This is a genomic window from Rickettsiales bacterium, from assembly GCA_033762595.1.
Taxonomy (GTDB): Bacteria; Pseudomonadota; Alphaproteobacteria; order Rickettsiales; family UBA8987; genus JANPLD01.
The window spans coordinates 1-19,131 of the sequence record JANRLM010000090.1 but is presented as its reverse complement, the minus strand read 5'-3'; the positions used below and the strand labels follow the sequence as shown (position 1 = coordinate 19,131).

Sequence of the window (19,131 nt, the reverse complement as noted above, 5' to 3'; positions counted from 1 at the left end):
ATAAATTTCAGGGCTTCGATGGCTTCTTCAATAGAATTAACTATAGTATTTCTTGGCACTTCTAGGCCAATTTTTGCCATTGCCTCATTGAATAATTTTCTATTTTCAGCTTTCTCTATTGCTTCAGGTTGAGCTCCAATTAGCTTAACATTATATTTATCTAAAATGCCCCTTTTATGTAAAGTAAGCGTTGTGTTGAGTGCAGTTTGCCCACCCATTGTTGGCAGTAACGCATCTGGTTTTTCTTTTGCGATGATTTTTTCAATTATATCAGGATTTATTGGCTCAATGTAAGTGGCATCTGCAATATTAGGATCAGTCATTATTGTTGCAGGGTTGGAATTCACCAAGATAACCCTATAACCTTCCTCTCTAAGTGCTTTGCACGCTTGTGTTCCAGAATAGTCAAACTCACAAGCTTGACCAATTACAATAGGCCCCGCCCCAATTATCATTATAGATTTTATATCATTTCTTTTTGGCATAAATTCCCAACTACTATAGATTTCTTTAGGCAAAATTATGAGATTTATAATTAAACCTAAACAATATGCAAGTGGGGATTTTTAGATAATGCAATGTGTCGCCAATTGAGGCCAGATTTTAGAAATTTTCAGTCATCTTGAGCGTAGCGAAATATCTAAAAGTCAGCAACCTAGATTCTTCGCAAGCACTCAGAATGACTGGATTAGCATAATTACTGGCAAGCTAGGCACTCTTCATAAGTTGGTTTTGGTGCAATTTCTGCTGAAGTTTTTCTATCTTTTTTAGTGGCAGGTTGTAACTTCATTTCAAGCTGAGAATTTGCTTGTGCTGCAGTGAATTCTTGCGTTTTCTCAGCCCTTTGAATTGAAGTTGACCTACAATAATAAAGGCTTTTCACACCCTTTTTCCAAGCAGCCCAATGAACTTCATGTAGATATTTTTTATGCACATCACCTGGGAAGAAAAGATTTAGCGATTGTGCTTGGCAGATGAAATTTGTTCTATCAGCTGCGTGTTCCACAAGCCAGCGTTGATCAATTTCTTGAGCAGTTCTGAAAACTGATTTTTCATCATCAGTTAAGAAATCTAAATGCTGCACCGAACCTTCATTCATAGAAATTGAAGACCATACCTCATCATTATCATTTCCCTTAGCTGCAAGAAGGGTTTTGAGATGTTTATTTCTAACCGTAAATGAACCAGTTAAAGTTTTTTGCGTAAAGCTATTGGCTGCATATGGCTCAATCCCTGGGGAAGAGTTACCACAGATAATTGAGATAGATGCAGTTGGTGCGATTGCGATTTTATTACTGAATCTTTCAGTAACGCCACATTCCGCAGCATCAGGGCAAGAGCCTCTCTCTTCAGCAAGCTCAATAGATGCTTCATCGCATTCACGGCGGATATGCTCAAACATTTTCTTATTCCAAACTTTTGCCATTACTGATTCAATCGGAATCATCTTACTTTGTAAATATGAGTGATAACCCATAACGCCAAGCCCAACGCTTCTCTCACGATAAGCAGAATATCTCGCACGCGACATAGAATCCGGTGCGTTATCTATAAAATCCTGCAGAACATTATCAAGCATTCGCATCACATCTTTGATGAAAAGTTTGCTATCCTTCCACTCATCATAATATTCTAGATTTAGTGAAGAGAGGCAACAAACTGCCGTTCTTTCTTTATTCAAATGATCTTTACCAGTTGGCAAAGTTATTTCACTGCATAGATTAGACATCTTAACTTCAAGGCCTAATTTTTTGTGATGCTCAGGAATTGCTTTATTAACATTATCAATGAACAATAGATATGGCTCACCAGTTTCAATGCGGGCGATGAGAAGTTTTATCCATAGCTCACGAGCATTAACAACGCTTATAACCCTTTTATCCTTAGGGCTTTTGAGTTCCCAAGCCTCATCATTAGCAACTGCGTTCATAAAGGCATCAGGGATTACAACGCCGTGATGGATATTTAATGCTTTACGATTTGGATCACCACCAGTTGGGCGACGAAGCTCAATAAATTCCTCAATCTCAGGGTGATCAATCGGCAGATAAACTGCTGAACTTCCACGACGAAGCGAGCCTTGAGAAATCGCAAGCGTTAGAGAATCCTGCACCCTTAAGAAAGGAATTACACCAGATGTTTTGCCATTGCCACGCACTGTTTCACCGATGGAACGAAGATTACCCCAATAGCTACCAATTCCACCGCCACGCGCTGCAAGCCATACATTTTCTGTCCATAAATCAACAATACCAGATAGGGAATCTGGGGTTTCATTCAAAAAGCAAGAAATTGGTAGGCCTCTCTCAGTGCCGCCATTGCTTAAAACTGGCGTTGCAGGCATAAACCATAAATTACTAATATAATCATACAGCCTTTGTGAGTGAGCTAAATCATCACCATATTGTTCCGCAACCCTTGCAAAAAGCGTTTGAAAATCTTCATTAGGAAGTAAATATCTATCTCTTAAAACGGCTTTGCCGAAATCAGTTAATCTATCGCTTCTAGATTCATCAATTTTTACTCTAAGTTTAGAAGTTTGTGGAATCTCTTGCTCTAAATTTTGTGCTTGTGCGTATGACATAAAATCTCCACTTTTTTGTTATTAAATATTTTTCGCGTGGAAACTATTATTAGATATTAAAGTTTGATTGGTCAACTAACAAAATAAAAAATTTATATCTATATATTGTATTTTTTTACCTTGTTGTGAGTTAGTAACACTATATATAGTATGTCTTAAAAGCAACAATATATTCAAATGTTTAGCTGTGAAACATAAAAAATCGTAAAATTAATTTGCAGAATTTTTATTTTTTTGAAGGGGAAATTTTTCTATTATAGCCAGTTAAAATTCCATAAACTACTAATTTAATATTTTTAACTCCCTTAAATATTTCAGGCAAAAACCAGCTTATAAAAGTTAAAAATAGCCCTAGAATTGTATAGAAAACAAGATGATTAGTTACAACAGAAAGTAAGATAGCGATAATGAAAAAATCAAAAGCGACTGAAATTACCAAAATATTTTCTGGCTTAGATGAAGTATTTGCCATTATTTTGATTCCAAGCTTTATAAAATGGCTGATGGAAGATACAAGGCCGCCCAAAACAAAGAAACCAGTTTGCGTAAAAATATCATAATTAACCGCAAGTAAAAAGCTTAAGAAACTTGCGATGGGAATTTTTGCGAAGAATAAAATACTATCTAATGCACAATCAAAACCCCTTATTTTATCAACAATAAACTCAAAAAGAAAAAGCAGAAATAATGCAGAAATTATAAATTCATTTGAGAGAAAATTATATTCTTTGATTTCTATAAAATTAAAATAAGTAAAGAGCGATAATATAAAAAGTGAGCCAAATAAATTAATTCCAGCTGCAATTGAAATCGCAAAAGATAAGATAATTATAATTTCTTGCACCATACTAATTCACAATTCTTCTCTGTTCTGTGGAGGATTTAATTTGAATTGGAGGTTTTGGAATATCAAATTGCTTCATACTTTCACCTGGTGTGAACTCCACCTTAACCCTACCAACACCCACAGATTGTGGCATAGAAACCCCATCAAAAGCCTGTTTTAGATAAGAAGTTCCATCTTCATTTTGAATAATTTCTTGCGGCTTTTCAACTTGGTTTGAGGAAAAATCTCCACTATTTGTAATAGAAGTTAGGTTAGTTTTTAGATCATAAATAAATTTATTACCCTGCAAAGTATTGCCATTTTCGCTCAAAAAAACATTGCCATACATTTCAATTTTCTGATTAACAACATCGTAAATTCCAGTTTGAGCCTTTGCCTCACGCCCATCAGAAGTTAGGTGAACATTGCCGTAAGATTCAATTCGTTTGAATTTATTTTTTTGAGTTTTTTTATCAAGATCAGAAAAAACCTTCATTTCATCAGCTTTTATAGTCATAGTGCCTTGCACCACCACAACATCTTGCTTAAATACTGCGATATTATCTTTATTATTAATTGATAAAGATTCAGATTTTATATTAATTGGCTTATCTTGGTTTTTTTCAAATTCTTTTTCAACCCCCTGCTGTGATAATGCTTGGAAGCTAAATAAAGCCAAAAAAATTATTATAAAATATTTCATAGGTAATTTTTGAAAAAATTGCTAACTTCTTCGGGTATTCTAGCGGAGCGGATTTTCTCACCTTCATTAGTAACGCAAACTATTAATATTTTTACATCTGCTAGTTTTATATCATCTTGATTAAAACAATTCTGCGACATTTCAACAGAAGAAGCCCCAACTTTGGTTATAATAGTTTCAACTTTGATTAAATCGTCTAATCTGCCGGGTGCGAGATATTCAATTTCAGCTTTTTTAACGACATAAAAAACATTTTTTTCTTTAGCAAGCCTTTGGTGATCATATCCACTTTCTCTTAGGAAATCTGTTCTAGCACGCTCTGCAAATTTAAGGAAATTTGCGTAATAAACCACTCCACCTGCATCAGTATCTTCATAATAAACTCTGAATTTCGCGATATGCTTCATTTGCTAGTATTTCTTTTTATTGTATCAATAACGCTATCTTTATTTTCTTGGATTTTGCCCATAAAATCAGTGTTGCCACTTTGTATAATATCTAAAACTTCCTGCTCTGAATAGCCTTGGTCTTTCAGCTTACGAGCCATATCTTTAATTAAATTTACATCTAGCTCACTGCCAGTTGCGTTACTTACGCCTGATTTTAATTGTTCAGTATGCTCTTTAACTTTGCCAGAAATTTCGCTCGCTCTATCACCAAAATCAAAGCCTAAATCCTTGGAAATATTAATAGTGCCATCTTTGAAATATCCTTTTAGAACATCAGCCCCTACTTTGGTGATTTCATAAGATTGCCCCTCTTTAAGCCATTTTGGCTCATCACCCTGATAAACTGAACTTACCACAAAATGAACGCTTGAAACTATTATATAACCAACCGCAACGCCCATAAAAAGCCCAAGTGCTTTATCAATTAAGCCATCAACATTATCCCCAAGTGCCGCAACTATAATGCTAGATAAAATTGTTAGAACTATCATTGAGGCAATGTAAATTCCAAGGATTGCTGCAATACTTGCAACCATTTCTGACGAGAACATTTCCAATGCAAATTTATGTGCATCATCATAAAAAATTATTGAAAGTAAGAACGCCCCATACCATTTTACAAGGGAAAGAACACTTCTAATGCCACCCTTAAAAAACCCTATAAATAGAAACATTAATAGGGTTACATAAACTGTTAAATCAAAATTGGTCATTGTTTTTTGTTTTGTTTTTTGTTTTTGCCATCCTGAGGAGTAAGCCAGAAGGCTTACGACGTGAGGATCCAAATATTAAAGTTCAGTAGAACTCTAATATAAATAAAATCCTACTGGATTTTATTTAATTGATTGCCACAAAAATTTTCTACTGAAAATTTTTTCGCAATGACTCATGAGAATAATCAACCAGCAACAGCAAAAGATATTTCAATTTTATCTTTTTCTATTTCATAGCTATTGTTAAATCTATCATATTTTTTGCCTGACAAATCAAGGGAAACCGCCAAAGTTTGCTCTTGAATATAATTACTATTAGCAGCCACTGCATTTTTGTAACTTTCAGGCACGGAAAGTGATAAATCAATGCGGTTGGAAATATCCAAATCCGCCTCTTTACGAGCTTGTTGGATTAAACGAACGACATCTCTTGCAATGCCTTCCTGCTTTAATTCTTCGGTAATTTCCAAATCAAGAATTACCAATGCATCATTAGTTGAAAGGCTTGCAGCACCTTTTTTATCTTTAGGTTCAAGTTGCAATTCGCATTCTTCTTTCTCTAAAATTTCACCAGCGATTTTTATTCTGCCATCTTCTAACTTTTCCCACTTGCCTTGTTTGCTTGCAGGAATAATTTCCTTAACTTTATCCGGTAATCTTTTACCTAAAATTGGGAAATTGATTTTGAGTTTAAGCTCGGCGTATTGATCAAATTCATTTTGTAAAATTATTTCCTTCACATTTACTTCTTCCCTGATTATTGAGGATATATCACTAGAAGAGATTTCTTCAGAAACATTCTTGTTACATATTATTAAAATTGCTTTTAATGGCTGTCTTACTCTAATATTTTCTTTGCTTCTTATTGCCAAAACGGCATTACAAACATTTCTTGCTAAATCCATTGCAGGGATATAAGCAATTAAATTAGATATGTTATAAATAGGACTAAAACTTACCTCAGGAAACACTTCCAAATGCACGGATTCTTTACCAGTTAGACCTTTGAAAATTTCCTCTGTTAAGAATGGCAATAATGGCGAAGCCGCCTGACACATTGTTACTAAGCAAGTGTAAAGTGTGTTGTAAGCGGAGAGTTTTCCGTTAAACTCCCTCTCCCGTTTACGGGGGAGGGTTGGGGTGGGGGCATCATTAGTTAATAGTTGTTGGTTGTTGGTTGATAGGACTTCTTGCCCCCCTCCCTGCCTCCCCCCGTAAACTGGGGGAGGGGTAGTATTCTCGCCTTCCAAACCTTGTTCTACCTCACTCCAAAACCTCTCCCTACTTCTTCTGATATACCAATTATTAAGAACTTCAAAAAAGTCTTCAACTGCTTTACAGGCGGTGGCAGTGTTATATCCATCAAGAGAATTTTTTATTATCTCAATGGCATTTTTAAGTTTTGCGATTATATATCTATCCAGCAAATTCTCTGAAGAAAAATCAATTTCTGCCTTGATGTTATCACTATTTGCATATAAGCAGAAGAAATGATAAGCATTCCAGATTGGCTTTAGAACAAGGCGAACAACCTCTTTTATATCATCACCAGATTTTGAAATTGTAAGCTCACCACCATTCATAACTGGTGAGGAAATCATCATCCAACGCATTGCATCAGCACCGAGAGTGTTGAAGACCTCAACTGGATCAGGGTAATTTTTCAAGCGTTTGGAGAGCTTCTGTTTTTCCATCGCACCAGTTGTTGGGTTTTTCATCGGCTCACCAAGTATCACGCCGTGGCAGATACAATTTTTGAAAGGAATTTCATCAAAAAGAGCGGTTGAAAGAACCATTAATGTATAGAACCAGCCGCGAGTTTGCGCTGAATATTCCACGATGAAATCAGCAGGTTGGAATTGAACGCTATATTCCCTCCCCTGTTTACGGGGGAGGGTTAGGGTGGGGGCATCATTATTGGATAGGTGGCTTTTTTGCCCCCCTCCATCTCCCCCCGCAAGCAGGGGGAGGGTTTGATAGGAAAACCTGCTACTCCCCTTCCATTTCTCCCCATGAGGGAAGTGCATTTCGGCGAATGGCATAGAGCCGGATTCAAACCAGCAATCCAAAACTTCAGTAACGCGTTTGATTGTGTATTTAGGGTTTTCAGGATCGGGCTTGGTGATTTCATCAATATAAGGGCGGTGTAAATCTTTCACTTTAACGCCGAAAAAATCCTCAATTTCCTTGATAGAGCCAAACACATAAAGCTTTTTATTTTCAGGATTATTGCTTCGCCAAATTGGAATTGGTGCACCCCAAAAACGATTACGAGAAATCGCCCAGTCGTGTGCATTTTCAAGCCATTTGCCAAATTGCCCATCTTTTACGTGATCAGGTATCCAGTTGATTTTCTGGTTGAGTTCAACCATTCTATCTTTGAAGGCAGTAACTTTTACATACCAACTTGGAACAGCTCTATAAATTAAAGGCGTATCAGTTCGCCAGCAATGCGGATAATTATGTTTGTAATCTTCCTGCTTGATTAAAAGCCCACGATTTTTAAGGTTATCAACAATTCTTAAATTCGCTAAGCCATATTTTTTTAGCTGATCTTCTTTATAAGGCTCATCTTCATTCTTGCGGGTATCTGCGATTACATTGAGGGATTTGAGGGATAAAATTATGCCCCCCTCTTTATCTCCCCCCGCAAGCAGGGGGAGATTTTCTTCTTGTTCCCTCTCCCGTTTACGGGGGAGGGTTAGGGTGGGGGCATTTAGATCAAATATCTCACTCGTGAACCTCCCAGCCTCATCAACAGGGCAGATGATTCCGCCATTTTCAGGTAAGCAGATTCCATTAGCTTGGCAAACACGCTGATCTTCTTCACCAAACCCAGGTGCGAGGTGAACTATACCAGTGCCATCGCTATCCGAAACAAAATCACCTTCTAATATCGTGAAGGCATTTTCACCGATTTGTTTTTGTAACTTTTCTTTCTTATCCGCATTTGCAGTGTGATTAGGATCAAAATAAGGGAAGAGTGGTTTGTAGCGAAGACCAATTAATTCTTGCTGGTTGATGGTTAATGGTTGATAGTTTTCTTCTAAACCCAATTCTTTTGCTAAATTTTTTAACACATTTTTGGATAGAATATATCCAACATTATCTTTTTGAACTAGGCAGTAATTAACATCCTTACCAACTGCTAAAGCTAGATTACTCGGCAATGTCCAAGGGGTTGTTGTCCAAGCAAGAATATAAACTTTTTCAATCTTATTTGCTCCAGAATTTTCAGGGATACTTGAGTATCCCTCCCCCTGTTTACGGGGGGAGGTTAGGAGGGGGGCTTGAAGGTAACTCAAAATAGTTTCAATTATACCTTCTAAATTTTCATTAACTTCAAAATTCCAAAATCTTAAAACTCTAAACCCTGCTTGCTCTAAAAATGCAGTTCTTTTATTATCATATTCTATCGCAGAATCTTCATTGTGTTGACCACCATCTAGCTCAACAATAAGCTTTTTCTCAATGCAAGCGAAGTCAGTTATATAATCACCAACTGGGTGCTGACGCCTGAAGGAATATCCTTCAAGTTGATCTTTTCTAAGGGCGTTCCAGAGTTTTTTCTCAACATCTGTTTGGTTTTTGCGAAGTTCTTTTGCTTTTTCTATCGCTTCTAAATTTCTTGAGGAGTGGGTGCCTCCAAACTGCCCCCCTCCCTGCCTCCCCCCGTAAACAGGGGGAGGGGTTTCAGAACTCTCAAAATTTTCCAACTCAAACGCTACCGTAATTGCCTTACTTACTTTCTCACGATAGGCGTTATCTAAGCGGGTTTCAAAGTTTGAGAGAGGTGTTTCGCACGCCCAAGAATAAGGCATAACTTTATGGCCTTCATAAATGTAACCTTTCTTGTAAAGCTCAGAAAAAGCCCACATTACAGATTCCATATAGCCTTTATCCATCGTTTTGTAGCCATTATCAAAATCAACCCAACGACCAACACGATTCACATATTCCTTCCACTCGTTGGTATATTTCATTACGGAAGTTCGGCAGGTATTGTTGAACTTTTCAATACCATATTCCTGAATTGCAATTTGCCCTTGAATGCCAAGCTCTTTCTCAGCCTCCATTTCCGCGGGTAAGCCGTGGCAATCCCAACCAAAAACCCGCTCAGTGCGTTCACCAAGCATGGTGTGATAGCGAGCATATAAATCTTTCACGCAGGAAGTCAGCAAATGACCATAATGCGGCAAGCCATTGGCAAAAGGAGGGCCATCAAAGAAGGAGAATTCAGCCTCGCCCTTAGGCAAAGCATCAACTGACTTTTGGAAAATGTTGGATTCCTGCCAAAATTTCTGGATTTTCTTTTCAATCTCAGGAAAATTAGGTGAAGATGAGGTTTCTGGGTATAGTTTTGTCATTGTTATTTAATCAATTTTACAAAAAACCCTTATAAAGCAATAAGTTTTAACTTACAAGATTTTATCTAGATAGTGTCGTCAAATTATTCATAAATGCGTTGCTTGATTAATTTTGGCAGAGAACAAGTTAAATTTTGCAGGAATAGTTATTCATATTTCAAAAAATTTAACGAAGTTATATGCCAAAATTAATAGCAACCCGAGGGGAAATGGCTGATTTTGCTTATATACTTCAGAAATTTGTTCGCAAATATGAATAACTATTCGTCTACAAATTTCTTTGCCTCTAAGCAAAATCAGACTCATTTCGCATTGTTATGAATAATTTGACGACACTATCTAAGGTTTTTGAAGAAGTTTTTAAGTAAAATTTCTGATTCCTCAGCCATAATACTGCCTATAATTTCTGGCTTCCAGAGGTTATTTTTGCTGTTATAAAAAATTCTATCACCATTTTCTATTGCACCTAATTTTTTATCTTCTGCACCAAAAATAATTTTGGAAATTCTTGCGTAAGAAATGGCGGTGGCACACATTAAACAAGGCTCTAAAGTTACATAAAGAGAAGTATTTTCAAGATTTTTAGACCCAAGAATTTGGCTTGCTTGCTTGATTATAAGAAGTTCTGCGTGATTAGTTGCATCATTTGAAGCCTCAACTGAGTTGTGAGCTTTTGCAATAATTTGATTATCTTTCACCAGCAACGCACCAACTGGAACTTCATTCTTTGAAGCCGCAATCTGTGCCTCACTCAGGGCTATTTTCATAAATTTTTGATAATCAAACATTTCTTATATACTCCAAATTTTCTTTGATTTTGTGAAGTCTAAGATAATCAATTTGTTTTAGGCTCAAAATTTTTGAAACTTCACAAGTTGCTAAAAGCCTCTCTCCCGCTGGTTTATCAGTGATTTTACTCAAAAAAGATTTTTCAGAATGTCCAATTAAAATTGGGATATTAAGCGATAAAAATTCCTCAGCTCTGTTGATAATTTGCCAATTTTGATTGATGTTTTTGCCAAAGCCAATACCCGCATCAAAAATCAGATTTTCAGATTTTAGATTTTTGCTTTTTAGAAAGTTAATCTTCTCTAATGCCCAGTTTTTAAGGTGTTCAATCACATCAATATTTTCTGGCAGAGTGATGTTTTTATCCGCAGGTATTGTTAAACTATGCATAAAAACCGTCTTGCAATTATATTTAACCGCAAGGTTTATAATTTCTTCATTCTTCAAACCACTTACATCATTGATGATTTTTGCACCCAAATCCAAGGCTTTTTGAATAGTTGCGGGGTTTCTGCTATCAATGCTAATTGGGGTTTTGAAATTATCCTTGTAAGCCAATTCAAAAAAACCTTGAAGCCTTTGCCATTCCTCATTTTCACTAATAGTAACTGCATCTGGCCGTGTGGATTCTGCACCCACATCAATAATATCTGCACCTTCAAGGCTCAGTTTTTCAGCATATTCAAAGGCTTTTTTGGCGTTACTATGTAGCCCGCCGTCACTAAAAGAATCTGGCGTTATGTTTACTATTCCAAAAATTTTTGGGATTTTGCTCATTTTTTATGCTACCAATTACAAAAAGTTAAATTTCAAAGCCTTAACTAATAATTATAATACATAAAAATCAAATAATATTTATGTTTTACGAGATTACACTTAATAAGCTCCTTAAATCACTTGAGGAGATAAAATATGGCGTTTTGGAGCTTACGACACCAGAAGGAAAAAAATATATTTTTGAAGGTAAGGAAGAAGGCCCAAGGGCAGATATCAAAATCCATGATTTATCAATCATCACAAATGCAGTTGCAAAAGGCGATGTTGGCTTTGCTGAGGATTATAGAGATGGCAAGTGGGATTCTGACAATCTAAGTTCATTGCTATATTTAATTATCAAAAATGATAGTGTTTTTGATGAATATTTTTATGGCAATTCAATCTATAAATATATTGCAAAACTTTATTATTTTTTCAACTCAAACACTTTGAGGGGAAGCAAGAGGAATATTCACGCTCACTATGATTTAGGCAATGAGTTTTATTCTCTGTGGCTTGATGAAACAATGACATATTCTTCAGCTATTTTTAAGAACAAAAATGAAGATTTATCTCAAGCACAAAACAACAAATATGATAGAATTTTAGATATTATAGGCAATAAATCTTGTAACATTCTTGAAATAGGTTGCGGTTGGGGTGGTTTTGCAGAAAGGGCGGTTAGAGAGGGCGACCACAAAATAAAAGGTATTACAATTTCTAATCAGCAATATAATTTTGCAAAGGAAAGAATTTCAAATATTTGCCAAAATTCTAATATTGTTATTGAAGATTATCGCAAGCAAAATGGTAAATTTGATAATATAGTTTCTATTGAAATGTTTGAAGCAGTGGGTGAAAAATATTGGCCAATATATTTCTCTAAAATCGCATCTTTACTAAAAGATAAGGGGCAAGCAATTATTCAAACCATTACAATTAAAGATGATTTATTTGAAGCTTATCGCAAAAGTGGCGATATGATTAGAAGTTTTATTTTCCCCGGTGGAATGCTACCTTCGCAAGCTAGGTTTGAACATGAGGCGAACAAAGCGGGGCTTAAAATCAGTGATAAATTTGATTTCGGCACGCATTACGCACTAACGCTAGATAAATGGTTAAAAAATTTTGATGCTCAAATCAGAAAAATAAAAATGCTTGGTTTTGATGAAAAATTTATTCGTATTTGGCGTTTATATTTATCAACCTGTATCGCAAGCTTTTCAAGCGAAAGAACCAATGTAATGCAAGTATCTCTTGGTCATGCTTAAAAAATTACGCATATTATTAGTTTTAATTCTTGGCTTTGGTGGAAATTCTTTTGCTATATCAAAAACCGATTATTTTACTGAAATTAACTATTTGAAAAATTATATTTCTAACCCTGTTAAAGTTGGTGAGGGCTCATTTAGCTTTTTCTTTTGGGATATTTATGATGCAAAACTTTACGCTGATAATGGCAATTTTAGTCAAGAAAAACCATTCGCTTTGAAGCTTAGATATCAAATGTCTTTCAAGGGTGAGGATATTGTTAAAAGCACGATTGACGAATTAAAAAAGCACGGCGTTACAGATGAATTATTGCTTTCAAAATGGCAGAAAGATTTGCTCAAAATTTTCCCAGATGTGAATGAAAATCAAATTCTAACTGGTGTTTATACTGATAAAAAAACAGCGGTTTTTCTAAATAATGGTAAAATTATTGGTGAAATGAAAGACGAATATTTCGCAAAAAAATTCTTTGAAATTTGGCTCAGTGAAAAAACCACCGCACCAAGCCTCAGAAAATCCCTTCTCGCTAGAAAATAAAATTAAATGTGATTAAAAATTCTCAAATTTTTTTATATAGTTTAATGGCATTGCCAATTGCGATGGCTGGTATTCCGCTTTATATTTTAGCCCCTGATTATTACGCAAAAGATTTAGATTTAAGCCTTTCAAAAATTGGTTTTGCCTTACTTTTCTTAAGATTTTTAGATGCAGTTACTGACCCTCTAATCGGTGTTTTAAGTGATAAATATTTTGCTAAGAAAAATTATATTTTTGCCCTTGGCATTTTTCTAACCGCGATTGGTTTTTTTGCAATTTTCAACCCACAATTTAATTATTTTTATTGGTTTATAGCCTCTGCATTCCTTGCAACACTTGGCTTTAGTATCGTTACAATAAACCTTAACGCCTATGGTGGCGTTTGGAGTTCTGATTATAATCTCAAAACAAAAATTTCAACAACTCGAGAGTTTTTTAGCTTAATTGGTTTAATTTTTGCAGTTATTCTGCCGGCGATTCTCAAAAATTTTGAAGTAAAAAATCTATATTTTTCTTACTCTATAATAATGCTTTTTTTGCTTTTTATTATCGGTGGAATTTTTATAAATTTTTGGCTAAAAAAAACTAATTTACCCCAGCCTAAAATTGATTTTTCTTGGTTAGAATTCTTCAAATCTTTACATAAGAAAAAGGCTTTCTTTCTAGTTTATTTTATTTCAATTTTTGCTTCATCAATCCCAGCGGTTTTAATAATTTTTTTCGTTAGGGATAATCTTAATCTTGAAAAATATTTAGGGCTTTTTTTGATGTCTTACTTTCTTGCTGCTGGTTTATCAATGCCTTTTTGGAATTATATTTCTAAAAGATTAAACAAAATTAATGCTTGGGGATTATCAATGTTAATTGCAATCTGCGTTTTTGTTTGGGCGGCTAATCTTGAACAAGGTGATTTCACGCCATATCTGCTAATTTGCTTGCTTTCAGGGTTTGCATTTGGTGGAGAACTAAGTCTCCCACCTGCAATTTTAGCTGATTTAGTTGATAAAAATTACACTACAGATTATTCTATTTTAGCTTTCCTCTCAAAAATTTCATTAGCCTTAGCTTCAGGAATATCATTTATGGTTCTTGATGAAAATAATTTTTCTACTGGGAAAGTTAATAATTCAGGCTCTCTTGAATTACTTTCAATTTTATATGCAACAATTCCGTGTACAATAAAATTTTTAGCGATAATTTTATTAATCAAATTTTTTAGGAGATTTCAAAATGAAAAACCTAATTTTAATTCTAATGGGGGCGGTTATGCTTAGCTGTTGTTCAAATCATAATGTTGAAAAATACAAAGATTCCAAGCCAAAACTAGATGTTAAAGAATTTTTTAACGGCCATATTAAGGCTTGGGGAATAGTGCAGGATTGGAGTGGCAAAGTTGTAAATAAATTTGATGTTACAATGAAAGGTACTTGGGAAGATGATGAAGGAACTCTTGAGGAGGATTTTGTTTTCTATAGCGGCAAAACTCAAAAACGAATTTGGAAACTTAAGAAAATTTCTGAGGATTATATTGAAGGCAGGGCTGGTGATATAATTGGCATTGCAACTGGTAAAAACGCTGGGGATTCCCTCAATTTTCATTACACAATGGATATTGAAGTTGATGGTAAAATGGTTCGTGTTAGGCTAGATGACTGGATGTGGGCGATGAATGATAATGTTATTATCAACAGATCTTACATTAAGAAGTTTGGTATTACCGTTGCTGAGCTAACAATTTTTATGAAAAAAGAAGATGAAAAACCTGCAAAATAAAAAAATCTGGATAATTGGTGCAAGCACTGGAATTGGTGCAGAGCTTGCCCATCAGCTTGCGGAAGAAGGTGCAATTTTAGCCCTTTCCGCCAGAGATGAAATTAAATTAGAGCATGTTAAAAATTCTCTCAAAGGCAGTAACCATCAAATTTTCCCGCTTGATGTCAGAAATTTTGATAGGGTAAAAGAAATCTCAGAAACTCTTATAAAAAATAATGGTTTAGATTCTGTAATTTTTATGGCGGCCGGCTATCAACCCCATCAGAACGCAGGTTACAGCGATATTAATATTGCAAAAAATATTATTGAAGTAAATTTTATAGGCGCGTTAAATATTGTTCATTCGGTTTTGCCTCATTTCAAAAATTCTGAAAATCAAGAAAAGCAAATCGTTTTATGTGCAAGTGTAGCGGGCTTTAGGGGGCTTCCATCAGGGCAGCCTTATTGTGCAACTAAGGCGGCACTTATAAATTATGCTGAGAGTTTAGCGATAGAAAATAAAAATATTGATATAAAAATTATCAATCCAGGGTTTGTAAAAACTCGGCTTACTGATAAAAATGAATTCAAAATGCCTTTTATAATTTCAGCGGAAGAGGCGGCAAAAAGAATTGTAAAAGGCTTAAAATCCAAGTGTTTTGAGATTCATTTTCCAAAGAGATTTACCTATATTATGAAATTTATCAGGATAATTCCAACCTGCATTTATGTTCCTTTGATGAAAGTTTTTACAAAAAATTTCAATGAAAAAAATTAGAAATTTAGTTTTTATTTTAGGTGATCAATTATCGCATAAAATTTCTTCGCTTGAAAATTTCTCCGCTGAACAAGATTTAATTTTAATGTGCGAAGTGAAGGAAGAAGCCACTTACGCCCCTCATCACAAAAAGAAAATTGCTTTTATATTTTCAGCAATGAGGCATTTCTCTGAAGAACTAAAAGCAAAAAAATTCTCTGTTGAATATATTAAATTTGATGATGAAAAGCAGGTAAAATCTTTTGAGGAAGCCCTCGCAAATGCAATTAAAAAATATAACCCAGAAAAAATAATTATCACAGAAGCCTCAGAATATCGGGTTTTGGGATATATAAAATCTTGGCAGAAAAAATTTTCAAAACCTCTGGAAATAATGCAAGACAATAGATTCATCGCTACTCATGAGGAATTTGAGAGTTTCGCTAAAGGTAAAAAAAACTTACTGATGGAATTTTTTTATCGTAAAATGCGTCAAAAAACAGGGCTTTTAATGCGGTTTAATAAACCAGTTGGTAATAAGTGGAATTTTGATTCTGAAAATCGTGAAGCGATGCCAAACTCAGTTATTCCGCCAGAAAATTTTAAGATTAAGCCAGATAAAATTACTAAAGAAGTTTTAGATTTAGTTGCAAAATATTTCCCTAATAATTTTGGCTCGCTAGATAATTTTTTCTACTCTGTTACTGCCAGAGATGCCGAAAAATCTTTTGATGATTTCATAGAAAATCGTCTTACAAATTTTGGAAAATATCAAGATGCAATGCGGGAAGATTTAGATTTCGGCTTTCATTCCATCATTTCGCTTTATCTAAATGTTGGTTTATTAGATGCTTTAGAGTGCTGTAAAAAGATTGAAAAGGCTTACTTTGAAGGTAAATGCGATATTAATTCAGCTGAAGGTTTTATTCGTCAAATTATCGGTTGGCGTGAATATATTCGCGGAATTTACTGGCTTTTTATGCCAGAATATAAGGAAAAAAATTTCTTTAATGCAAAAGAAAAACTCCCTGATTTTTATTGGGATTACAAGAAAACTAAGATGAATTGCATTTCAAATGTTGTAAAGCAAACTTATCAAAATGCATATTCTCATCATATACAAAGACTTATGATAACTGGCAATTTCGCATTAATTTCCGGCATTTCGCCTGATGAAATTAATTTATGGTATATGGCGGTCTACGCTGATGCATTTGAGTGGGTTGAATTGCCTAATACTCATGGAATGTCTATTTATGCTGATGGCGGAATTGTTGGGTCAAAGCCTTATGCGGCAAGTGGTAAATATATAAATAGAATGTCTAATTTTTGTAAGAATTGTGAATATAATGTCAACAAAACTACTGGTGAAGATGCTTGCCCATTCAACTTTTTATATTGGGATTTTATGATTAAAAATCATGATAAGTTAGCTTCAAATATGCGATTAAAATTTACTTATCAAAACCTAAAAAGAAAATCTGAGGAAGAAATTTTACAAATAAAAAAACAGGCATCCGAATTTATATCAAAATACTAACCACTGCCTCACAAGCTAACCCCTCACCTCGGCCTAGAAAGCCAAGTTTTTCAGTAGTTGTAGCTTTGATATTAATTCTATCTTCTTCTAAATTTAAGGCTTCCGCGGTTGATTTTTTCATCAATTTTTTGTAATTTTTTAGCTTCGGATTTTCACAGATTATTGTTATATCCGCATTTATTAATTTTCCGCCTTTTTTTAGCAATAAATTATTGGCATATTGCAGGAAAATTTTTGAATCTGCATTCTTCCATTCCGCTTGAGTATCAGGGAAATGCTCACCAATATCGCCTTCGCCAATCGCCCCTAAAATTGCATCTGTTAGTGCGTGCCAAGCACAATCTGCATCTGAATGACCCTTCAATTTTTGCGAATATGGAATTTTAACTCCACATAAAATAACGCCGTCACCTTCTTCAAACTGATGAACATCAAAGCCACTGCCGATGCGATGTTCAGATAGTTCTCGCTTTGCCCTTTCTAAATCTTCCATTGTAGTAATTTTATAATTAGATTTTTCACCTTCAATAAGTGCAATTTTTTCTTGAGCCAGCTCTGCAAGCCACGAATCATCAGAGAGGTTTTTACCTGCAAAAATCTTATGCAGATTATAGATGAAATTATAATCAAAACCCTGCGGAGTTTGAACATTTACAAGGTTTTCACGCAGCAAAGACTTATAAATAAAATTATCCTTAACTTCCTTTACGCTATCAGTTATTTGCAAGGCTGGAATGCAGGCTTTGTTAGAATTTTCATCTAGGCTAGAAATTATTTTTGAGATTAATTCCTCTGATAAAAATGGGCGAACTGCATCATGAATTAAAATATTTTTTGGCTTATGAGTTTCAACCGCTTTAAGCCCATTTAACACAGATTCCTGCCGAGTTATGCCTCCAAAAACTATTGGCAAAATCTTTTTATTATTAGAAAATTTTTGAGTGGCTTTTTGATATAATTCCAAGTGATTTTCAGCAATCACTATTTGAATAAAATCAATATTTTTATGTGCGATAAAAACTTCTAAAGTTAGTTCTAAAATATATTTGTTTTTGATTTTTAGATATTGTTTAGGGGTTTCTAGACCAAGCCTAACGCCACTTCCACCGGCTACAATAATCGTAATATTTTTCCCGCTATTCATTTTTCAAGAATTTTTCTCAATTTTAGGAAGGTTTTTTGTTAATTCAAGTGCAGATTTATTATGGTTTTCGCCTTCTCCATAAAAAACCCAATTTGGCAAAATTTCGGCAATTGGATAAATCACAAAATTTCTCTCGCACATTCTTGGGTGTGGAATTTGTAAATTATCATCATTAATAATTTCTTGGTTGAATGCAATTATATCAACATCAAGCATTCTAGGCTCAGAAGTGCCTTTATTGCGGGCTATAGTATTAATTTCTCTCTCAATTTCTTTCGTTTTTAGAAGTAATTCTTGTGGGCCTAGATTAGTTCTTCCAGCTAGAACGCAATTTAGGAAAGGTTTATTCCATTCTTCTGGAGAATTTTTTGGTATAAAAGCATCAGATTTATAAAGGCTTGAAACTCTTTCAACATCAACAATTTTTGAGAGTTTTTCTATTGCAGATTTGATATTTTTCTCTCTATCAAGCAAGTTAGAACCAAGTGCGATTAAAATAAAATTGTCCATTATTGTGTTAAAAATAAAAATTCAATTGATGTGTTTTAAGGCAAGTGCTAAAAAGGTTTATAAACAGATTTTCTTTGAATTGAAACGCTTTTTTATATACATATTTTTTCTTACTTTTAGCATTTCAACAGCAAGTACATTTGCTGAACCGCCCATTTTACCAAGACTTACTGAGCCTCCTCAACCCCAAGAAAACCCTCAGCCTAATGTGGTTAATAATATCAGTGCAGATATTCTAAAAGATGCGGTGGGTGATGTTTTTGAGGAATCAAAAAATGATAAGAATGAACTTCAGCTTCCGCTTGCTGTTGCGAAAGATGTTAAGGTTGATGAATCTCAAACTAAAGAACTACCTAAAATTGAAACCCCTCAAAATAATAACGAGCCAATTATTAATGAACCTTCATATTCAGAATATGAAGCCCCTAAACC

18 protein-coding genes are annotated in these 19,131 nt (G+C 34.6%); 7 read left to right on the top strand and 11 right to left on the bottom strand.

Translation table 11 applies throughout. From position 1 onward, the window contains the following. The 9 genes from SFT90_06370 to folP all read right to left on the bottom strand — a co-directional run. Positions 1 to 485 (bottom strand): carbamoyl phosphate synthase large subunit (locus tag SFT90_06370; GenBank protein ID MDX1950105.1); only part of this gene is annotated, 485 nt, incomplete at its 3' end. 212 nt (positions 486 to 697) lie between these two features. Beyond that, positions 698 to 2,584, bottom strand: coding sequence for a ribonucleoside-diphosphate reductase subunit alpha (locus tag SFT90_06365; protein MDX1950104.1), 1,887 nt, complete (start codon positions 2,582 to 2,584; stop codon positions 698 to 700). 226 nt (positions 2,585 to 2,810) lie between these two features. Continuing rightward, positions 2,811 to 3,431 (bottom strand): DUF4126 domain-containing protein, encoded by a 621-nt coding sequence (locus tag SFT90_06360; GenBank protein MDX1950103.1) that lies wholly within the window; start codon positions 3,429 to 3,431, stop codon positions 2,811 to 2,813. Position 3,432: 1 nt separating this feature from the next. After that, on the bottom strand, positions 3,433 to 4,113 hold the full coding sequence (lptA, locus tag SFT90_06355; GenBank protein MDX1950102.1) for a lipopolysaccharide transport periplasmic protein LptA: 681 nt from the start codon (positions 4,111 to 4,113) through the stop codon (positions 3,433 to 3,435). Continuing rightward, positions 4,110 to 4,520, bottom strand: coding sequence for a YbgC/FadM family acyl-CoA thioesterase (locus SFT90_06350; GenBank protein MDX1950101.1), 411 nt, complete (start codon positions 4,518 to 4,520; stop codon positions 4,110 to 4,112). Before SFT90_06350 ends, lptA begins: the two co-directional genes overlap by 4 nt. Continuing rightward, entirely contained in the window at positions 4,517 to 5,275 is a 759-nt protein-coding gene (locus SFT90_06345) for a CvpA family protein (protein MDX1950100.1), read from the bottom strand. The genes SFT90_06350 and SFT90_06345 overlap by 4 nt, the downstream gene beginning before the upstream one ends. A gap of 185 nt (positions 5,276 to 5,460) precedes the next feature. Then, the gene (locus SFT90_06340; GenBank protein ID MDX1950099.1) at positions 5,461 to 9,648 is read right to left on the bottom strand and encodes a class I tRNA ligase family protein; all 4,188 of its coding nucleotides are present in this window, start codon (positions 9,646 to 9,648) and stop codon (positions 5,461 to 5,463) included. A gap of 329 nt (positions 9,649 to 9,977) precedes the next feature. Then, complete coding sequence (locus SFT90_06335; protein ID MDX1950098.1) at positions 9,978 to 10,430, bottom strand: nucleoside deaminase; 453 nt, start codon at positions 10,428 to 10,430, stop codon at positions 9,978 to 9,980. Continuing rightward, positions 10,423 to 11,208, bottom strand: a complete 786-nt coding sequence (gene folP, locus SFT90_06330; GenBank protein ID MDX1950097.1) for a dihydropteroate synthase — start codon at positions 11,206 to 11,208, stop codon at positions 10,423 to 10,425. The genes SFT90_06335 and folP overlap by 8 nt, the downstream gene beginning before the upstream one ends. Positions 11,209 to 11,288: 80 nt before the next feature. On the opposite strand from folP, the gene SFT90_06325 reads away from it, so the two are divergent. From SFT90_06325 to SFT90_06300, 6 genes are read left to right on the top strand one after another with little or no spacing between them, the layout of a single operon-like run. Beyond that, a complete protein-coding gene (locus tag SFT90_06325) occupies positions 11,289 to 12,458 on the top strand; it encodes a cyclopropane-fatty-acyl-phospholipid synthase family protein (protein ID MDX1950096.1) in 1,170 nt (389 codons plus the stop codon). Next, the gene (locus SFT90_06320; GenBank protein ID MDX1950095.1) at positions 12,451 to 12,996 is read left to right on the top strand and encodes a chalcone isomerase family protein; all 546 of its coding nucleotides are present in this window, start codon (positions 12,451 to 12,453) and stop codon (positions 12,994 to 12,996) included. The genes SFT90_06325 and SFT90_06320 overlap by 8 nt, the downstream gene beginning before the upstream one ends. A gap of 44 nt (positions 12,997 to 13,040) precedes the next feature. Further along, positions 13,041 to 14,270 carry an MFS transporter gene (locus SFT90_06315; protein ID MDX1950094.1) on the top strand — a complete coding sequence of 410 codons (1,230 nt, stop codon included), beginning with the start codon at positions 13,041 to 13,043 and terminating at the stop codon, positions 14,268 to 14,270. After that, positions 14,227 to 14,769: a DUF3833 domain-containing protein gene (locus SFT90_06310; GenBank protein ID MDX1950093.1), complete on the top strand. Its 543-nt coding sequence runs from the start codon at positions 14,227 to 14,229 to the stop codon at positions 14,767 to 14,769. Before SFT90_06315 ends, SFT90_06310 begins: the two co-directional genes overlap by 44 nt. Next, positions 14,750 to 15,526 (top strand): SDR family NAD(P)-dependent oxidoreductase, encoded by a 777-nt coding sequence (locus SFT90_06305; GenBank protein MDX1950092.1) that lies wholly within the window; start codon positions 14,750 to 14,752, stop codon positions 15,524 to 15,526. Before SFT90_06310 ends, SFT90_06305 begins: the two co-directional genes overlap by 20 nt. Continuing rightward, positions 15,513 to 17,045 (top strand): cryptochrome/photolyase family protein, encoded by a 1,533-nt coding sequence (locus SFT90_06300; GenBank protein MDX1950091.1) that lies wholly within the window; start codon positions 15,513 to 15,515, stop codon positions 17,043 to 17,045. Before SFT90_06305 ends, SFT90_06300 begins: the two co-directional genes overlap by 14 nt. On the opposite strand, the gene SFT90_06295 is transcribed toward SFT90_06300, so the two are convergent. Together SFT90_06295 and folK are read right to left on the bottom strand one after the other, a co-directional pair. Beyond that, complete coding sequence (locus SFT90_06295; protein ID MDX1950090.1) at positions 17,029 to 18,189, bottom strand: bifunctional 2-C-methyl-D-erythritol 4-phosphate cytidylyltransferase/2-C-methyl-D-erythritol 2,4-cyclodiphosphate synthase; 1,161 nt, start codon at positions 18,187 to 18,189, stop codon at positions 17,029 to 17,031. The genes SFT90_06300 and SFT90_06295 overlap by 17 nt on opposite strands. A gap of 3 nt (positions 18,190 to 18,192) precedes the next feature. Further along, positions 18,193 to 18,699, bottom strand: a complete 507-nt coding sequence (folK, locus tag SFT90_06290; GenBank protein MDX1950089.1) for a 2-amino-4-hydroxy-6-hydroxymethyldihydropteridine diphosphokinase — start codon at positions 18,697 to 18,699, stop codon at positions 18,193 to 18,195. A 79-nt stretch (positions 18,700 to 18,778) separates the two neighbouring features. On the opposite strand from folK, the gene SFT90_06285 reads away from it, so the two are divergent. Continuing rightward, positions 18,779 to 19,131 (top strand): hypothetical protein (locus SFT90_06285; protein MDX1950088.1); only part of this gene is annotated, 353 nt, incomplete at its 3' end.

Bases quoted from the DNA above. Each gene is read 5' to 3' on its own strand.
- folP (MDX1950097.1), bottom strand. From the start codon at position 11,208: ATGAGCAAAATCCCAAAAATTTTTGGAATAGTAAACATAACGCCAGAT.
- SFT90_06300 (MDX1950091.1), top strand. From the start codon at position 15,513: ATGAAAAAAATTAGAAATTTAGTTTTTATTTTAGGTGATCAATTATCG.
- SFT90_06365 (MDX1950104.1), bottom strand. From the start codon at position 2,584: ATGTCATACGCACAAGCACAAAATTTAGAGCAAGAGATTCCACAAACT.
- SFT90_06350 (MDX1950101.1), bottom strand. From the start codon at position 4,520: ATGAAGCATATCGCGAAATTCAGAGTTTATTATGAAGATACTGATGCA.
- folK (MDX1950089.1), bottom strand. From the start codon at position 18,699: ATGGACAATTTTATTTTAATCGCACTTGGTTCTAACTTGCTTGATAGA.
- SFT90_06305 (MDX1950092.1), top strand. From the start codon at position 14,750: ATGAAAAACCTGCAAAATAAAAAAATCTGGATAATTGGTGCAAGCACT.
- SFT90_06310 (MDX1950093.1), top strand. From the start codon at position 14,227: ATGAAAAACCTAATTTTAATTCTAATGGGGGCGGTTATGCTTAGCTGT.
- SFT90_06360 (MDX1950103.1), bottom strand. From the start codon at position 3,431: ATGGTGCAAGAAATTATAATTATCTTATCTTTTGCGATTTCAATTGCA.
- SFT90_06295 (MDX1950090.1), bottom strand. From the start codon at position 18,189: ATGAATAGCGGGAAAAATATTACGATTATTGTAGCCGGTGGAAGTGGC.
- SFT90_06315 (MDX1950094.1), top strand. From the start codon at position 13,041: ATGGCATTGCCAATTGCGATGGCTGGTATTCCGCTTTATATTTTAGCC.
- SFT90_06320 (MDX1950095.1), top strand. From the start codon at position 12,451: ATGCTTAAAAAATTACGCATATTATTAGTTTTAATTCTTGGCTTTGGT.
- SFT90_06325 (MDX1950096.1), top strand. From the start codon at position 11,289: ATGTTTTACGAGATTACACTTAATAAGCTCCTTAAATCACTTGAGGAG.
- SFT90_06335 (MDX1950098.1), bottom strand. From the start codon at position 10,430: ATGTTTGATTATCAAAAATTTATGAAAATAGCCCTGAGTGAGGCACAG.
- SFT90_06345 (MDX1950100.1), bottom strand. From the start codon at position 5,275: ATGACCAATTTTGATTTAACAGTTTATGTAACCCTATTAATGTTTCTA.
- lptA (MDX1950102.1), bottom strand. From the start codon at position 4,113: ATGAAATATTTTATAATAATTTTTTTGGCTTTATTTAGCTTCCAAGCA.